The sequence below is a fragment of the Streptomyces sp. NPDC104814 genome (genome assembly GCF_055583185.1).
Genome location: NZ_JBVJOL010000006.1, coordinates 229,093 through 245,507 on the forward strand (window position 1 = coordinate 229,093; position 16,415 = coordinate 245,507).

Consider the following 16,415-nt stretch of genomic DNA (forward strand, 5'->3'; position numbering starts at 1 on the left):
AGCCGACGCCGGCTGCAACGCCCCAGGGGCGCGGGGAACTGCGGGGGAGGTACGCAAAAGCCCCTGCCGGCACGGGCGCCGGCAGGGGCCGCGTCTTGCTCGACGCCTCGCTACGGCGTCTGCACGCTCCGCTTCAGCTCGTCCGGACAGGGCGTGCCGCGCGGCAGCTGATAGGGCGCGGCCAGCCGGTAGGTGCCCGCCTTCGGCGCCAGCAGCACCGTCCACTTGTCGCCGTCGGCGTCCTCGTCCGTCTGCATCAGACAGCCGTTGACGTTGTCGTACGACTTCGGCGCCCCGTCGGCGCGGTGCTTGGAGGCGTCCGTCTCCTGCGGGGCCTTCAGGCTCTTGCCCTTGTCGTCCACGATGCTCAGCCACGGCGAGTAGGGGATGCGGACCAGGATCCGGCCCGGCCGGCTCACCTGGATCGTCATCTCGCCCTGCTCGGCGCGCAGCACGACCGCGTTCGGCTCGGCCAGCGGCGCCGGATCGGTGACCCGGAACAGCTGCCACTGGTCGTCGCCCCAGATCTGCTGCAGATACGGCAGCCCGCGCTGCACCAGCGCCCGCTCGCGCTGCCCGCCGTCGCCGTCCGGCTCGTCCTTCGGCAGGACCACGAAGTGCACCGCCCAGCGCTGGAGCCACTCGTGGTAGTTCGCCGAGTTGAGGGTGTCGTCGTAGAAGAGCGGGTTGCGTTCCATGTCGGCCTGGCGGTTCCAGCCGCGGGCCAGGTTCACGTACGGCGCGAGCGCGGACGCCTCGCGGTGCGAGCGCGCCGGGACCACCTCCACCCGGCCCTTCTCCGCGCCGACCTGCTGCAACTGGTTCACCAGCGGGGCCAGCTCACGCGACCAATTGGCCGCCGGAGCGGTGTGGACGATGTCGTCGACCGTCTTGTAGCCGATCCAGCCGACGAAACCGACGAAGGCCACCACCACCGCGTACCACTTGCGCGACTTCGGCACGGTGAACGGCAGCGCCGCCACCAGCGCCACTCCCGCGAAGAGCATCGCCAGCCGGGTGATGTTCGAGCCGATCTGCGAACTGATCAGCCACACCAGCAGCACCGCGAGCCCGTACACGGCCGCCGTCACCCGCACCGTCTTCCACCTGCGCGGGACGGCGAAGTAGACGATCGCCGAGAACAGGAACGGCAGCGACGCCGAGCCGAACGACATCGGCTGCGTACCCGAGAACGGGAACAGCCACGCCGACACCGCCACCACCGCCGACGGGGCGAGCCCCAGCGCCCACGCGCCCGGCCGCCGCTTCTGCAGGAACAGCGCGACCGCCACCAGACCGACGAACAGCCCCGCCACCGGCGAGGACATCGTCGCGAGCGCGGCCAGCGGCGCCGCACAGAGCGCCTTCGCCCAGCGTTTGTGGCGCCAGCGGTACGGCCAGCAGAAGACCGCCGCGACCGCGCCGAGCGCGAACATCATGCCCAGACCGAAGGTGACCCGCCCCGAGATGGCGTTGCAGAGCAGGCCGAACACCCCGGCCATCGTCGCCCACAGCGGATTGCGCACCGCACGGCTGCGGATCAGGATCAGCGTGAGCAGCCCCGCCGAGACCGTACCGGCGATCATCATCGTCGTCCGGACGCCGAGCACCGACATCAGATACGGCGAGACCACGCTGTACGACACCGGGTGCATACCGCCGTACCAGGCGAGGTTGTACGCCGAGTCCGGGTGCCGGCCGACGAACTCCGCCCACGCGTCCTGCGCCGCGAGATCGCCGCCGCTGTTGGCGAAGGTGAAGAACCAGACGATGTGCAGGACGCCCGCCAGGGCGGTGACCGACAGCACCGGGTGGCGCAGCATCCGCTCCCGCAGGGCGAGGAAAGCGGACCGGAAACGCTCGCGGCGGCCGTCGCCGCCGCCGGAAGGGCCTGTTTCAGGCAGCGCTATTCGAGGGCCGGTACGTGATCCCGTACCGGTTTCGTCGGCGCGTGTCGGCTCCGCTGTGGCCACCTGTCGGCACTCCCAGTTCCCGTCTTCTGTTCTCGGCCGCGACCGCGACCTGTCCCGTTTCGGGACGCTAGCACGCACCCCGGCGCCGGGCCCTGCCGTAGGGCCCCGCCCCCGGCGTGCGCGGGCGCGAAGGCAGCGCGGCCGCGGGCCCGTGCGGAGGCGGGGCACGCCCGCCCCCGCACGGGGCGGGCGTCAGCCCAGGCGGGTGAGTTTGTCCGCGAAGCCCGGCTCGGTCAGATCCTTCTGCAGGGCGACCGGGACCTTCACCGCGTCGCCCGAACCGTCACCGACGGTGAGCGTGCCGACCTTCGTACCGGCCTTCGCCGTGTGCGGCAGGGCGTCCGCCGCGAACGACAGCTTCACCTTCAGCCCGGCCCAGCCGACCGCCGTGACGTCCTGCGTGACGACGACCGGCGTACGGCCGCCCACGCCGTCGTCCACGTACCCGACGACGTCGCCCTTCTTCACGATCGTCTTCGACTGCAGCGCGGCCTGCGCGGCACGGATCAGCTTGTCACCGCCGTCCAGGGCGGCGCTGAGGATGGTGTTCTCCGGGCCGCCGGCGGGCTGGCGCACCACCGCGCCGACGATCCGGTGGGTCACGCCGTCGACGTCCTTCTTGGCCGCGAAGACCAGGTTGCCGAGCGCCGAGGTCGTGGTGCCCGTCTTGATGCCGACGACGTGATTGTGGCCGACCAGACCGTTCCAGTTCGGGTGCTTGACGCCCTTGTAGTCGACGTACTCCATCATCGCCGCGACCTCGCGGAACGCGGGCTGTTCCATCGCCTGCTTGGCCAGCTTCACCTGGTCCACGGCCGTGCTGACCGTCGTGTTGTTCAGACCCGAGGGGTCCGTGTACGTCGTGTCGGACATGCCGAGGCTCTTGGCGGTGGCGTTCATCTTCGCCACGAACGCCTGCTCCGAACCGGAGTCCCAGCGGGCCAGCAGACGCGCCACGTTGTTGGCGGACGCGATCAGGATGCTCTCCAGCGCCTCCCGCTCGGTGATCGAGTCACCGGCGGTCACATGCACGGTCGACTCCTGGCCGGCGTCGGACTGGGCCTGGGCGGTCTGGTCGATGCCGATCTTCGGCCCGTCCTCGCCGCTCTTGAGCGGATGGTCGCGCAGCACGATGTAGGCCGTCATGACCTTGGCGACACTCGCGATCGGCACGGGCTTGCGGTCACCCGACGAGCCGAAGGTGCCGATGCCCTGGACGTCCAGGGCGGCCTGCCCCGACGTCGGCCAGGGGATGTCGACCTTGCCGCCGTCGAAGGTGTAGCTGTCCTGGGCGGTCAGGTCGAGCGTCGGCGTCGGCAGCGGGCGTACGGCCTGCACGATCGCAAAGACGATCACCAGCAGAATGACCAGGGGCGTCCAGATCTTGACCCGGCGCACCGCCGTCCGCAGGGGGGTCTGCGGGGGCGGCGGGGTGTTCGTCAGCTCGGCCAGCAGATCCAGCGGCGGCTTCGGCGGCAGCGGCTGCTGCGTGGTGCGCTCGGGGCCGACCTGCGGGATGGCCGCGGTGGCCTCGGCGGGAGTCGCCGGGGGAGCGGCCTTGGGTGCCGCCTTCTCGGGCGCGGGGGCGGCGGCGGCCTTGGCGTCCTTGGGTGCGGGCTCGGCGTCCGCGGGCTTGGTGCCCGGGGTCACCCGGCGGAGCGCGGTCGTGGCCTCGCTCGCGGGCGGCTGCGCGGGACGCGCGGGCTTGCGGGTCGAGGGGTCGTCGAGCGGCTTGAGCGCGACGAACTTGCTGGTCCGCTCGGCGTCGGACTCGGCGGGCCGGGCGTCCTCGGGAGCCTTGGCGGGCTTGGCGTCCTCGGGCTGCTCGGCGGGCTTCGGCTTGACGTCGCCGAGCTTCAGCATGGTGGTCGGCTGGTCGACGTTGCCCTTGCCGACGCGCGCCTTGGGAGCGTCGCCGATCTTGAGCATGGTGGTGGGCTGATCGCCGCCCTTGCCGGCGGGGGCGTCCTCAGGGGCGTCCGAGGGTTCGGCGTCCTTGGCGTCCTCGGCGTCCCTGACGTCCTGGGCGTCCGTGGAGTCCTCGGCGTCCGTGGAGGCGTCGGCGGTGTCCGCCGTTTGCGCGTCGGCCTTCTCGTCCTCCTTGGCCGTCTCCGGAGCCTCGTCGGCCGTCTTCGGGGCTTCGGCGTCCGCCTTCGCGGCTTCCGCGGGCGTATCCGGAGCCTCGGCGTCCGCGGAGGGGCCCTCCTCAGGGGCCTCCGTGGCCTCCTCCGCGCCTTCGGAGCCCTTCGCGTCCCCCGGAGCGCCGTCGGAGTCCGCGGACCGCACCCAGGCGGCCACGGCCTCACGCAGCCGTTCGTCGCCCTCGGCGCCCGGAGCGTCGCCGTCCGCGTCGGAGGCGTCGCCGTCCGAGGTGTCGTCGTCCGAGGACCCGCCCTCCGGCGCGTCGGCCGGAGCGTCGCCGTCCGAGGACCCGCCCTCCGGCGCGTCGCCGTCCGCGGCGTCGTCCTCCGGCGTCTCGTCGTCGGCCCCGTCCCCGTCCGCCTCGCTGTCCGCGTCCTTCGTCAGGTCGCGCGCCGACAGCACCCGGGTCGCCGTGTCCACGCCCCCCTGGGGCGCGTCGGCGTCGCGTGCCACCGCCAGCCGAGGGTCGGAGCCCCCCGCGGCGGAGTCGCCGGAACGTTCACTCCGGGCCTCGGGAACCGGTGCCGTACTCCCCGGCGTCGGTTCTGCCGACGACTCGCGCTGCTTCGACTTGTCGGGGGACTCGCCCGCCACCGATGCCTCCTCCTACGCCGCCGCACGCCCACCGTGCGTCTGCCGTAACCGTGAACCGCCGCCCGGAACACCGCCCCACGGCACTGTCCGAACCATGTACCAGTGTCCTGTCTGCGGGCCCGACTCCTGCGTAGGACGAGAACGACATACCTGCCGGTTCCCTTACAAACAGGTCACGCACCCTCGACAGACCAATGTGAGAGGGGTCACCCTGTCATTCATCCACGCGGGGAGGCATGGATGGGCAGGAGCCGCAGAACACTTCCGGAGGAGCTTCTGCTGCTGGCACTGGACCCGGCCACGGGTACCACTGCACAGCCGCAGTCGCTCGACCTGGGTCTGGCCGGAGCACAGCTAGTGGAGCTGGCGCTGGCCGGACGGATAGCCCCAGACGGGGATCGTATCGCCGTGGTGGTACCACGGCCGACAGGAGATCCGACTCTGGACTGCGCGTTGGAGTTGCTGCGAAGGCGCGGCGCTCCGGTACGGGCCGTCCACTGGATCGGCGGGCCGCGTCTCGGGCTCCGCCAGACCTACCTCTCGCATCTGGAACGGTGCGGCATGGTGCATGCCGTCGAGGGCCAGATGTGCGGAGTGCTGCCGACGACGCGTTATCAGGCGACGGACAACGAGATCAGCCGGGAGATCAGGGCCCGGCTGGATTCGGCAATCCGCACCGGCGTACCGCCGGACCCGCGGACCGCGGCGCTCGCCGCCCTGGCCCACGCGGTCGGTCTCGGCAAGCACCTGTACCCGGGCAACGAGGGCCGTTCGTCCCGTTCCCGGTTGCGGGACCTGATCCGGCACGACCCGATGGGCGGGCTGGTCGCGCACGCCGTCATGGACGTGCAGAACGGCGTGGGCGCACAGCCGCGCCGCGGGGCGCCCCCCGGCCGGCAGGCCGGCGGCGCCCGGGCGGCGACGGAACCCGCTCGCGGGGTTCCGACGCAGCCGCACCGAAGCAGCATGGCGCGCGTCGTGGCCCACTGAGCCGCGCTCCACGGCAGCGCACCGCACCACCGGCGCCCTCCGGCGCCACCCCAGGACCCGTTCGGGAGCCGCGCGTCCGCGCGGGGCGGCCCGGCCGTACGCCCTCCGAGGGCCCGGCCGCGGCCGCCCCGCGCGCACGCATGCCCGCCGCGCACGCACGCATGCCCGCCGCGCACGCACGCCCGCGTACAGACCCGCCGCGCACGCCCGTCCGCGTGCAGACCCGCAGCGGCGCGCGGGCGCGCATCGCCGCGACCTGTGCGGCCTGTCCGTACGCGCGTGCGAGGTGTCGTACCTGTCTTCGCCGCATATCCACCGTTCGGCAGCGGTAGGAAGCCGCTTGGTGGCAGTCTGCTCAACAGCAGATACGCAAAGTGGCAAGCAACGCAAGCAACAGGCACGCAGCCGGAGGTGCACGTCCCGTGGCGTCCAATGTCAATCCCACTGTCAGGCGGCGCCGGCTGGGCCAGGAGCTGCGCAGGCTCCGTGAGCTCAAGGGCATGACGGCCGAGGAGGTCGCCGAGCGGCTCCTCGTCTCCCAGTCGAAGATCAGCCGCCTGGAGAACGGCCGCCGCAGCATCAGCCAGCGCGACGTCCGCGACCTGTGCGGCGTCTACGAGGTAGAGGACCAGCGGGTCGTCGACTCGCTGATGCAGATGGCCAAGGACTCCCGCCAGCAGGGCTGGTGGCACACCTTCGGCGACATCCCGTACAGCGTCTACATCGGTCTGGAGACCGACGCGGCGAGCCTGCGGGTCTACGACCCGCAGGTGGTGCCCGGTCTGCTGCAGACCCGGCAGTACGCGGAGGCGCTCATCGCGGGCGCGCTGCCGGAGACCGCGCAGGCCGACATCGAGAAGCGTGTGCAGGTGCGCATGCGCCGGCAGGAACGCATCACCGCGCCGGAGAACCCGCTGCGGCTGTGGGCGGTGCTGGACGAGGCGGCGCTGCGCAGAGTCGTCGGCAACGAGTCGGTGATGCGCGACCAACTGGAGTACCTGGTCGAGCAGTCGCAGCTGCCGCACGTCACCGTGCAGGTCATCCCGTTCGAGATGGGCGCCCACCCCGGTCTCAACGGGCAGTACGCGATCCTGGAGTTCCCGGACGCCGCGGACTCCAGCGTCGTCTACATCGAGGGCGTGACCAGCGACCTCTACCTGGAGAAGCCGAACGACGTCCACAAGTACGCGATGATGTACGAGCACTTGCGGGCGCAGGCGCTGAACGTGGACCAGTCGCTGCAGTACATCTCGCGGATCGCCAAGGAGTACGCCCGCTGACAAGCGCTTCCGCGTGCCCGGCCGTCGAGAAGTGCCGCACGGTACACCAGTCAACGGCCGGGATGGAAGTCTCCTCTGGAATATGCCATCCAACGAGTGAATAGCCGCTTCGCGAGCCGAGGGGGACGAGTAGCGTCGATCACGCCAAGCCAGCAACAAGGTTGGCGTGAACCGAGCAACCTTCCTCAGGCAATACGGAGCAGAAATGGCAATTCGTCAGGGTGCCACGGACTCGTGGACCAAGTCCTCGTACTCCACGGGCAACGGCGCGTGCGTCGAGATCAAGTCGCCGGTCGTGGCCGCCATGGCCGTACGGGACTCCAAGGTCCCCGAGGGTCCCATCCTGTCCTTCCCGGCCGAGGCGTGGAGCGCCTTCGTCGCCTCGGTCAAGTCCTGAGGGGAGGGTCTTCCTGAGACCCGGCGCGCCCCCCACGACACCAGCGCCACGAAGAGGGCCCTCTCGACGAGTTCGCCGTCCTTGCCGAGAGGGCTCGGCTTTTCCCGCAGCGCTACGCGACCGGGAAGGCCACGTCGCACACCGGGTCCCCGGGCCCGGCCGCGTCCCAGTCGGCGAAGTAGATCTCCCGGCACGGGCCGTCGTACTCCAGCCCCCGCTCCTTCATCCACGCCTCCACCGCCTCGAAGGCGGCGAGGATCTGCGGGTGCGCGACCTGCGCCTTGGTGATCCGCGTGTACGCCAGTCGGCGTGCCGGTTCCACCCGTACCGCCGTCTCCCGGGCCCGCCCCGGACCGGTCGCCCACGCCCGGGCCGCTTCCTCGTCGGCGACGGGTACGCAGGACTCCGCGGGACCGTCGCTCTCCATGGACACCTCGGAGTGGTAGACGACGAACGGCGACCCCACGACACCGCCGCACTCCCGGGCCGCTTCCTCGAGCCGCCCCATGGACGCCCCGATCCACGCGGGCAGCTCGTCCGCCAGCGTGTGCCGCTTCTCGGTGAGCACCACCTGCGCGGGCACCTCGACCGTCTCCACCTTGAACGTGCCGTACATCTCGTAGCCCCTTCCGGACAGCCGTCCACGGAGGAAGCCGGCGAGTGTGCGCTGCCGCGCGATCCGCTCCTCGACGCCGGCCCAGTACGCGCCGAGCCGGTCGGCCGCCGCGCCGCCGTCGCGCCCGGCGACTTCGACCACCTCGGCGATCACGGCGAGCGGCATGTCCAGCTGCCGCAGCAGCGCGACCGTCCGGGCACGGTCGATCTGACCGGATCGGTAGTAGCGGTAGCCGCTGGCCTCGTCGACGTGTGCCGGACGCAGCAGGCCCAGGCGGTCGTACAGCCGCAGGGCCTTCGGCGAGAGCCGGGCCCGCGCGGCGAACGCGCCGATCGTCAGCAGGTCGTCGTCCACGACGCCATCCTCCGTCACCGGGCGCGTTTCGCCCGGTGACGGGAACGCTGGTCCTTGCCCCAGGGGCAAGGTCAACGGCTATCGGCCGAGCGCACTCTCGACAGCGGTGACCAGCTCGTCCGCCTCGGGCTCGGTCTGCGGCGAGAAGCGGGCGACGACCGTGCCGTCCCGGCCGATCAGGAACTTCTCGAAGTTCCAGCGGATGTCCCCGCTGTGGCCCTCGGCATCCGCGACACCGACGAGACGCTCGTACAGCGGGTGCCGGCCCTCCCCGTTGACCTCGACCTTCTCGGTCATCGGGAACGTCACGCCGTACGTCGCCGAGCAGAACTCGGCGATCTCCTCGGCGCTGCCCGGCTCCTGGCCGAGGAACTGGTTGCACGGCACACCGAGCACCGTGAAGCCACGGTCGGCGTACCGCTCGTGCAGCTTCTCCAGACCGGTGTACTGCGGGGTCAGCCCGCACTTGGAGGCGACGTTCACGACGAGCACGACCTGGCCGGCGTAGCTCTTCAGCTCGGCGGAGCCACCGGTGAGCGCGCCGATCTCGACGTCGAGGGGGGAGGAGGCGTCAGTAGTCATGAGCGGAGCCTAACGGGACCGGCCGACAGGACGGAGGCGGCCCGGGTACGAGCGCCCGCCGCCTCCACCGGCACCCCGGGTACGGGCGCCCGCCGCCTCGACGAGCACGTCGCCCGCCGCCGTCCGCGTGTACAGCACCGACCGCCCCGCCCGCCGCCGCCGTACCAGACCGGCGTCCCGCAGCAGCCGCAGATGCCGACCGACCGACCCGAGCCCCTGCCCGGTGACGGCGACCAGCTGGGTCGTGCTCATCGGCGAGCCGAGCAGCACGAGCACCGCGGCGCGCCCCGCCCCCAGCAGCGCGCCGAGACTCTCCGGCACCCGGGGCCCGCCGTCCCCGGCCAGCGCACCCACGCACGGGTACACCACGGCGTACCGCCGCCCGTCCTCCCAGCTCACCCAGCCGGTCTGCGGGGTGACCGGCACGAACACCAGCTCCGCGCCGGCGATCTCGCGCGGCGGGTACTCATGCCGGTTCACCTGGAACCGGTTCTCGCCCAGCCACCGCGTCCCGGGCCGGAGCGAGTCCAGTACGGCCGCCCAGCCGCCCCGGCTGACCTGCGCCGTCCGCGCGACCACATCGGCCTCCAGCACCCGCCGGCGCCGCTCCCAGTACGGCAGGACGGTCTCCTCCCACACCCACTCCAGCAGCGCCGCCGCCCGCGCGGGCAGGTCGTCCCGCTCCAGCTCGGCCGGCAGTGCCCCGGCGAGGGACACCCGCAGATGCGCCCGGGCCTGCGCGCCCCCGACGTGCCGTACCCGGGCGACGGCATCGGCGAAGCCCTCACCGTCGTACGGCACCGGGGTGAGGAAGTCGGCGATCCACTCCCGGCCGAGCCCGGCCCGCACCAGCGACGCGGTCACCGGGTCGCGGGCGAGCAGGGCCCGGTAGGCGGGCAGATGCGTGCGCAGCCACTGGTGTTCCCCGGGGTGGGAACCGTTCGCCGAGTGCAGCAGCTTGAGGGAGGCGAAGGCCTCCGCGAGCGGCGCGATCACGAACCGGCTCCCGGCCAGCGTGTCCGCGTTGACCTGCCACCAGCCCATGACCTCGCCCCACCTTTCGCGTCTGCGCGAAAGAGTACGGCTGCCGCGCGCCGTACCGGACGGTGTGGGACATGCGCAGCTACCGCGATCTGTTCCGCACCCCGGAGTTCACCCCTCTCTTCCTGTCCTCGGCGGCCCTGACCGCCGCCCAGACGACGGGCGGTCTGGCGCTGGCGACGCTGGTGTACCGGGCGACGGACTCACCGCTGCTGTCGGCGGTGAGCATGTTCGGCCCGTCCCTGGCCCAGGTCCTGGGCGCGACGCTGCTCCTGTCGGGCGCGGACCGCCTGCCGCCCCGGCGGGCCCTGACGGCGATCTCCCTGGCCTTCGCGGCGGGCACGGCGGTGCTCGCGGTCCCCGCCCTGCCGATGTGGTCGGTGTTCCTGGTGATCCTCACGCAGGGCCTGGTGGCGTCGCTCGGCGGCGGAGTCCGCTGGGGCCTGCTGAACCAGATCCTCACCAAGGAGGGCTATCTGCTGGGCCGTTCGGTGTTCACGATGCTGAGCGGCCTGATGCAGATCACCGGTTACGGCCTGGGGGGAGCGCTGCTGGCCTGTCTGAGCCCGCACACGACCCTGCTGCTGTCGGCGGCGCTGTACGTCGTGTCGGCGGCGGTGACCCGCTGGGGCCTGACCCGGCGCGCGCCCCGCGCCGAGGGCCGCCCGTCGATCCGCACGACCTGGCGGACGAACCGCACCCTGTGGTCCTCCCGCCCCCGCCGCCTCACCTACCTCGGCCTCTGGATCCCCAACGGCCTGATCGTCGGCTGCGAGTCCCTGTACGTCCCGTACAGCCCTGCCTCCGCGGGCACGTTGTTCGCGTGCGCGGCGCTGGGGATGCTGCTCGGCGACCTGGCGGTGGGCCGTTTCGTGCCGCCCGCACTCCGCCCGCGCCTGATCACACCCCTCCTGCTCCTGCTGGCGGCCCCCTACGCCCTGTTCGCCCTGCACCCCCCGCTGTGGCTCGCGGCGGTACTGGCGACGATGGCGTCGGCGGGTTTCGGCGCGAGCCTGCTGCAACAGGAACGCCTGATGCGGCTCACCCCCGAGTCCCTGAGCGGCCACGCCCTCGGCCTCCACTCGGCAGGCATGCTCACCCTCCAGGGAGCAAGCGCCACCCTGGCAGGCACCCTGGCCCAACTCACCACCGCCTCGACGGCGATGGCCGTCCTGTCCGCGTCCTCCCTGACGGTGACCCTGCTCCTGGCCCACGCATCACCGCAGCACCCCGAACCGAACCCCGTCACCCCCCACCCTTCCCCCAGCCCCGAACACACCACCGGGTGAGCCCGGACACGACCACCCCGACGTGGCCGTGGGGAGTCACTTCTTGCTGCCGTCCACGATCACCGGGGTGCCGTTCGTGTCCGTGCCGCAGGGGACCGCGTAGACCGGGTTGGACTTCGCGGCCTCCTTGTAGGCCTCCAGGCACTGGTTGTAGAGCACCTTGTCGCTCAGCGAGCGTTCGATGATCTTGTTGGCGGCGGCGATGCCCTCCGCCTCGATCCGCTTGCGTTCCGCCTCCGCCTTCGCCGTGCGGGCCGCCTCCGTGGCGCGCTCGGTGGCCTGCTCCTGCTGGATCTTCTTGTCGATCTGGTCCTGCAGCTTGTCCGACGGCCGCACATTGCGCAGATTGACGGTGGTGACGTCGATCCCGCGCGGCGCCAGACGGTCCTTGACGAGGCCGGCGATCTCCGCGCCGATCTGTTCGCGCGCGGAGGCGTACCCCTCCTCGCTGGTGTGCTTCGCGAAGACGTTGCGGATGATCTCGCGGCTGTCGGGCAGCACCAGCCGCTGCTCGACGGCCTCCTCGCTGCCCGCCAGCCGGTACAGCTCGACCGCCTTCGCCGGCACCACGGCCCACTTGATGGTGACGTCGGCGTACAGCACACCGCCCTGCGAGGAGCGGACCTCGACGACGTCCTTGCCGTTGAGGTCGAGGTCGACCGGGCGGGTGGAGAAGGACGTGACGTCCGTGAACGGCGACTTGAAGTGCACGCCGGACGTCAGCGGCGTACCGATCTTCCCGAAGGTCACCGGCACGCCGACCTCGTAGGCACTCACGACATGGACACAGGCGAACGCCGCCGCCAGCAGCCCCGCCACGGCGCCGAGCGCCGCCCCGAGCTTCCAGCTCGTCTCGTCACGACGGCGGCCGACGACAAAGAGCACAACGGCCGCTATGAGCAGCACGATGGACAGCACGAACACAGGCGATTCCCCCTCCGGAAACGTTTCCGCGCCCCTGGGGCGCGACCCCGCGCGCATCGTAGCGACCAAGACCGACGCCACCACCCCCACCACGCAACACCCGCCGCCCCGGCCGCCCGACACGCCCGCCCGGCACCGCCGCGCTAGAACGTCAGCACGAGGCCCACGACGCTGAGGAACAGACCGCCGGCCAGCACGACGCCTCCCACGTACCGGAAGAACCAAGGGCCGAACCGGGAGGGCTGGGCGAGCGACATGTCCAGGGTCCGGGCGGCGGTCACGGCCCGCACGGCGTTGCGGGGTGCCACGACCTTGCCCGTGGCACCCCGCACGTCGAAGGCGAACAGGGCGCCCCAGCACACTCCGGCCACCCCGACCACCAGCAACAGGATTCCCGGCCCCATGACATCCCTCCCCGACGTGCCGCCACGCGCGTGGCCGCCCGCGGGAGTCTGTCAGCCGCCCGCGGGCCCGGCAAGCGATCTTGAGGAGGGCGCCGGGCACCGGCTGAACCGGCGTCAGCGCGTGAAGGTGCCCAGCTTGTTGGCGTCGAGGTGTTCGACCGTGACGCTCGTCGCCTTGCCGGAGTCGACGTGGAAGGTGACACCGGACAGGCCCACGGCGTTCTCGCCCTGCGTGCGATAGCTGAACGTGTCCCCGTTGTAGTGCGTCAGGGGGAACGCCATCTTGCGCGGGCCCAGGGTCATGCTCAGGTTGCCCTTGGCGTCACGGCTCACGGTGAGCGGCCCGTAGTAGTCGTTCGCATAGGTGCCCGTGTACACGTCGTCGCCCTTGGCCGGCTTGGCGCCCGAGGGCGGCTTCGCGTAGTCGGTGGGGGAGGCGCCCGCGTACGCGGCCGCCTGCACGATCTTGCGGTAGAAGGGCAGCCAGTCGACGGTCTGCCGGCCGTGCCGGGCGATGTCGAGGAACGCCCCGGCCACCGCCTCGGGCAGGCCGACGGGCTGCCCGTTCGTCAGTACGACGATGCCGAGCTCTTCGCCGGGCAGCAGGGTGACCGTGGTCGCGGCGCCCAGTTCGAAGGCACCGGAATGACTCAGACGCAGGGCGCCGCCGTCGTCGTAACCGACGTTCCAGCCGAGGCCGTAGAAGCTCGGCGCGCCGGCCGGGGCATGCGGGGGGCCGGCGACGGAGTGCGGAACGCGGGTCTGGACCAGTGCGTCCACGTCGACCAGCTTCTTCCCCCCGAACACGCCGTCGGCCAGCTGCAGCCGCATCCACTTGGTGAGGTCGTCGACGTTCGAGCTGGCCCCGCCGGCCGGCGCCTGACTGTCCGCGTTCTCGGTGACGGACGGCTTCCAGTGGCCGCCGGCCAGGACGTGGGCCGCGGCCTTGTCGGCGGCCTTGTCGTAGTCGGCGCGCCGGTAGCTGGTGTGATCCATCCCGAGCGGCTTGAACAGCGTGTCCTGCGCGAGCTGCGGCCAGCCCGTCTTCGCCGCGGCGGCCACCGCCTCGCCCGCCGCGGTCAGGCCGTAGTTGGTGTAGGCGTAACTGGCACGGAACGGCGTGAGCGGCTCCAGCCGCAGGTGCTCCACGATGTAGTCCCTGGGATACCCCAGGTCCTGCAGCAGATCACCGGCGTGGTCGGGCAGCCCGCTGCGGTGCGAGAACAGGTCGGCGATCGTCACGTTCGCGCTGACGTAGGGATTCTTCAGCGCGAAGCCCGGATCGTGCTTGACCATGGGATCGTCCCAGCCGACGACCTTGTGCCCCACGGCCGCGGAGACCACGGTGGAGGCCAGCGGCTTGGACACCGACGCCAGCTGGAAGACGGTCCTGCCGTCGACCTTGCCGCTCTTGCCCAGCTCCCGGACGCCGAAGCCCTTCTCGTAGACGACCTTGTCCCGGTAGACGACCCCCACGGCGACACCTGGCACGCCGGTCTGCCGCATGGCGTTCTCCACGAGCCCGTCGAGCTTCCCCACCGCCGCCTTGACCCGCTCCGGAGTCAACTGGGGCGGCGGCTGCTTCGGCGGGGTGGGCGCGAGCGAGGCGGTGGACGACGGGTCGTCGCTGGCGGCGGCGGTCAGACCGCTGCACCCGGACAGCACGGCCCCGAGCGCCCCCAACTGCACGGCGACGACCCCGACCCGCACCGCCCGGCACCACGGGCCCGTGCTTGTGTTCCTGGGACTCTGCTTCGGCATGCTCCGCGTTCCTCACGCTCAAGGGCCCTCAGGGGCAACGGCCGGCGCCGCTTCCATGCTCGCGGCAGCGGAGCCGGGCGGCACTCGGGGATCGCCAAGCGGGTGAGGAGGTGCGCGGCGTGCGGTTCAGTCGCCTGCCAGGCGGAAGTGAACGACGGTGACGTCGTCGCCGGGGCCGATGGCGGGGTAGTGGTACCGCAGCCGGTCGTGCAGCGTGGCGAGATCGGGGAACCCGTCGGCGACCGCGTCCTCCTCGGTCAGCTCACCGGCCTTCTTGTGATGCAGCGCGGTCACGACCCCCGGCAGCACCAGGTTCTCGTCCAGCTCGAAGACGAGGTCGACCGGACCCGTGCCGACGGAAGCCCCGCACCGCACCGTGGTCGTCTTGCGCCCCGAGCGGACGGCGTCGAGATAGTCCCGGTGGAAGTAGAGGGACTGCGCGGCGGACTCCGTGCCTGGGTGCGCGGCGGACTCCGGGGTCGGCTGCGCGGCGGACTCCGTGGCGGACTCCGGGGTCGGCTGCGCGGCGGACTCCGTGGCGGACTCCGGGGTCGGCTGCGTTCCCGACTGATCCGCCCACACATAGCCGTACGGCAGAAGACCCGCGACAGGGATGCCGCGGACCCCGTCGTCCGTGGGCACGAGGACGCGGATGCCCGGGTGATGGTCGAGCAGGACTTGCCGGTCCCGCCCGCACGGCGCGAGCACCCCGCGCCCGTTGTCACCGACGGCGACGATGGCCGCCAGCTCGCGCGCTCCCGCGGCCCGGGCATGCCCCAGCGCCACGAGCTCCGCACAGGGCCCACCGGTGAAGTGGTAGAGGTTGATCCCCCCGAACACCCGCCCCCGCACATCCCGCACAGCGGCCCCGACGGTATGCACCTCCCCGTCCCCGTGCTCCTCCACGATCCGTCGAGCGAACTCGACCAACTCCAGGTCTTCTTGGCTGAGATGCCGCAGGTCATGAGCCATGGACAGCAGCCTAGGGCGGTGCCTCCCGTGTGGGCGACTGAGTATGCGTACTCATGTGGTGCCACGGCGCCGCCTGACAGGCTCCCCGGTATGAAGGACGGCAGAGGGACGCTGACGGCGCTGCATCTCCTCCTGGTCTGGGCGCTGACCGCGGCCGCGGTGCCGGTGCTCGGTGTGGGGCTGCTGGCGTTCGGCTGGGCCGATGGCATCGGTGCGGCGGCCGTGGTCCTCGTGTGCGCGGTGCCGCTGGTCGTGGGCCTGCTGGTCCTGTCGGCCCTGCCGATGCGGACCGTGCGGCCGCTGTACGGCTCCCCGCCCCGGCGGCTGGGCTGGGCCGTCCTGGTCTTCGTCCTCGGCACGCTCGGCGTCCTGGCAGGCGTCGCCACCTACGGCAGGGACGTCGACCTGGGCAGCGCCGGCACCCGGATCGCACTGACCGGGGTGCCGTACGCCATCGCGGCGGCGTTCTTCGTGCCGAGCCGGTGGGTGCGGCTCGGCGGGGTGGCCGCGCTGGCGGGCGCGGTGGCCTACGGGGGTTTCATCGGCCCGGCGCAGGCAGGGCAGGACCGGCAGGAGGCGGAAGTCGCGCGGTACCGGGACCATCCGGAGCTCCTGTACCTGGGTGAGGCACCGACGGGCCTGCGCGTCTCCCACGCGGTACTCGACCCGGCCACGTTCCTCGTCGACTACCGCCCCGTCCGCGAGGGTTACGAGACGGGCTACGCCGGCCTCGTCGTACGCGCGCCGTCCGCCGGGACCCTCCGATGCCCCGAACCCCCGGAGAAGGACGTGACCTGCAGGGTGGACGTCCACGGCGACATGGTGAGCATCCGCGACTTCCCCGGAGGCACCCACGAGATCACCCTCACCCGCCGCCGGGGCACGGCGGAGTTCGAGGTCACCAGCCAGACGGTCGCCGAGCCGGCACTCCGGCACCTCCTGAACACCCTGCACCCGCTGTCGGAACAGGAGTTGGAGGACCTGATGCGGGAGAAGAGAATCGACCGCCATCTGTGACCTGCCGCCCGCCTCGCCGGGTAAGGTACCGATCTTCGGCCGGCGAAAGCCGTACGGAGTCCTCGAAGGCCGGGTCACC

Annotated in this window: 14 protein-coding genes; 5 read left to right on the forward strand and 9 right to left on the reverse strand. The window is 71.9% G+C overall.

Annotated elements, in window-relative coordinates:
• Positions 1-110: 110 nt before the first annotated feature.
• Together ACZ64A_RS21710 and ACZ64A_RS21715 are read right to left on the reverse strand one after the other, a co-directional pair.
• A complete protein-coding gene (locus ACZ64A_RS21710) occupies positions 111-1,973 on the reverse strand; it encodes an MFS transporter (RefSeq protein ID WP_469812256.1) in 1,863 nt (620 codons plus the stop codon).
• 192 nt (positions 1,974-2,165) lie between these two features.
• The gene (locus ACZ64A_RS21715) at positions 2,166-4,568 is read right to left on the reverse strand and encodes a D-alanyl-D-alanine carboxypeptidase (RefSeq protein ID WP_469812257.1); all 2,403 of its coding nucleotides are present in this window, start codon (positions 4,566-4,568) and stop codon (positions 2,166-2,168) included.
• A gap of 381 nt (positions 4,569-4,949) precedes the next feature.
• Between ACZ64A_RS21715 and ACZ64A_RS21720 the strand changes: the two genes are divergently transcribed.
• The 3 genes from ACZ64A_RS21720 to ACZ64A_RS21730 all read left to right on the forward strand — a co-directional run bounded on the left by ACZ64A_RS21720 (position 4,950) and on the right by ACZ64A_RS21730 (position 7,376).
• Positions 4,950-5,699 (forward strand): GOLPH3/VPS74 family protein, encoded by a 750-nt coding sequence (locus tag ACZ64A_RS21720; RefSeq protein WP_469812259.1) that lies wholly within the window; start codon positions 4,950-4,952, stop codon positions 5,697-5,699.
• A 422-nt stretch (positions 5,700-6,121) separates the two neighbouring features.
• Positions 6,122-6,979, forward strand: coding sequence for a helix-turn-helix domain-containing protein (locus ACZ64A_RS21725; RefSeq protein ID WP_469812261.1), 858 nt, complete (start codon positions 6,122-6,124; stop codon positions 6,977-6,979).
• A gap of 205 nt (positions 6,980-7,184) precedes the next feature.
• The gene (locus tag ACZ64A_RS21730) at positions 7,185-7,376 is read left to right on the forward strand and encodes a DUF397 domain-containing protein (protein ID WP_469812263.1); all 192 of its coding nucleotides are present in this window, start codon (positions 7,185-7,187) and stop codon (positions 7,374-7,376) included.
• A 112-nt stretch (positions 7,377-7,488) separates the two neighbouring features.
• Here the strand turns inward: ACZ64A_RS21730 and ACZ64A_RS21735 are convergent, their stop codons facing one another.
• The 3 genes from ACZ64A_RS21735 to ACZ64A_RS21745 are packed head-to-tail and all read right to left on the reverse strand — an operon-like array spanning position 7,489 to position 9,972.
• Complete coding sequence (locus tag ACZ64A_RS21735; RefSeq protein ID WP_469812265.1) at positions 7,489-8,364, reverse strand: MerR family transcriptional regulator; 876 nt, start codon at positions 8,362-8,364, stop codon at positions 7,489-7,491.
• A 60-nt stretch (positions 8,365-8,424) separates the two neighbouring features.
• Positions 8,425-8,928, reverse strand: coding sequence for a glutathione peroxidase (locus ACZ64A_RS21740; protein ID WP_469812267.1), 504 nt, complete (start codon positions 8,926-8,928; stop codon positions 8,425-8,427).
• Positions 8,929-8,937: 9 nt separating this feature from the next.
• A complete protein-coding gene (locus ACZ64A_RS21745) occupies positions 8,938-9,972 on the reverse strand; it encodes an ArsR/SmtB family transcription factor (RefSeq protein ID WP_469812269.1) in 1,035 nt (344 codons plus the stop codon).
• Positions 9,973-10,043: 71 nt separating this feature from the next.
• Here ACZ64A_RS21745 and ACZ64A_RS21750 point away from each other — a divergent pair, with 71 nt between their 5' ends.
• Positions 10,044-11,258: an MFS transporter gene (locus tag ACZ64A_RS21750; protein ID WP_469812271.1), complete on the forward strand. Its 1,215-nt coding sequence runs from the start codon at positions 10,044-10,046 to the stop codon at positions 11,256-11,258.
• Between the two features lie 36 nt (positions 11,259-11,294).
• Here the strand turns inward: ACZ64A_RS21750 and ACZ64A_RS21755 are convergent, their stop codons facing one another.
• From ACZ64A_RS21755 to ACZ64A_RS21770, 4 genes are all read right to left on the reverse strand, one after another.
• Positions 11,295-12,182, reverse strand: a complete 888-nt coding sequence (locus tag ACZ64A_RS21755; protein ID WP_469812273.1) for a prohibitin family protein — start codon at positions 12,180-12,182, stop codon at positions 11,295-11,297.
• Positions 12,183-12,325: 143 nt separating this feature from the next.
• Entirely contained in the window at positions 12,326-12,586 is a 261-nt protein-coding gene (locus tag ACZ64A_RS21760; RefSeq protein WP_469812275.1) for a hypothetical protein, read from the reverse strand.
• 114 nt (positions 12,587-12,700) lie between these two features.
• Positions 12,701-14,347, reverse strand: coding sequence for a serine hydrolase (locus ACZ64A_RS21765; protein WP_469812277.1), 1,647 nt, complete (start codon positions 14,345-14,347; stop codon positions 12,701-12,703).
• Positions 14,348-14,473: 126 nt separating this feature from the next.
• The gene (locus ACZ64A_RS21770) at positions 14,474-15,319 is read right to left on the reverse strand and encodes an ASCH domain-containing protein (protein WP_469812279.1); all 846 of its coding nucleotides are present in this window, start codon (positions 15,317-15,319) and stop codon (positions 14,474-14,476) included.
• 90 nt (positions 15,320-15,409) lie between these two features.
• Here ACZ64A_RS21770 and ACZ64A_RS21775 point away from each other — a divergent pair, with 90 nt between their 5' ends.
• Positions 15,410-16,336: a hypothetical protein gene (locus ACZ64A_RS21775; protein ID WP_469812280.1), complete on the forward strand. Its 927-nt coding sequence runs from the start codon at positions 15,410-15,412 to the stop codon at positions 16,334-16,336.
• The last annotated feature ends 79 nt before the right edge of the window (positions 16,337-16,415 follow it).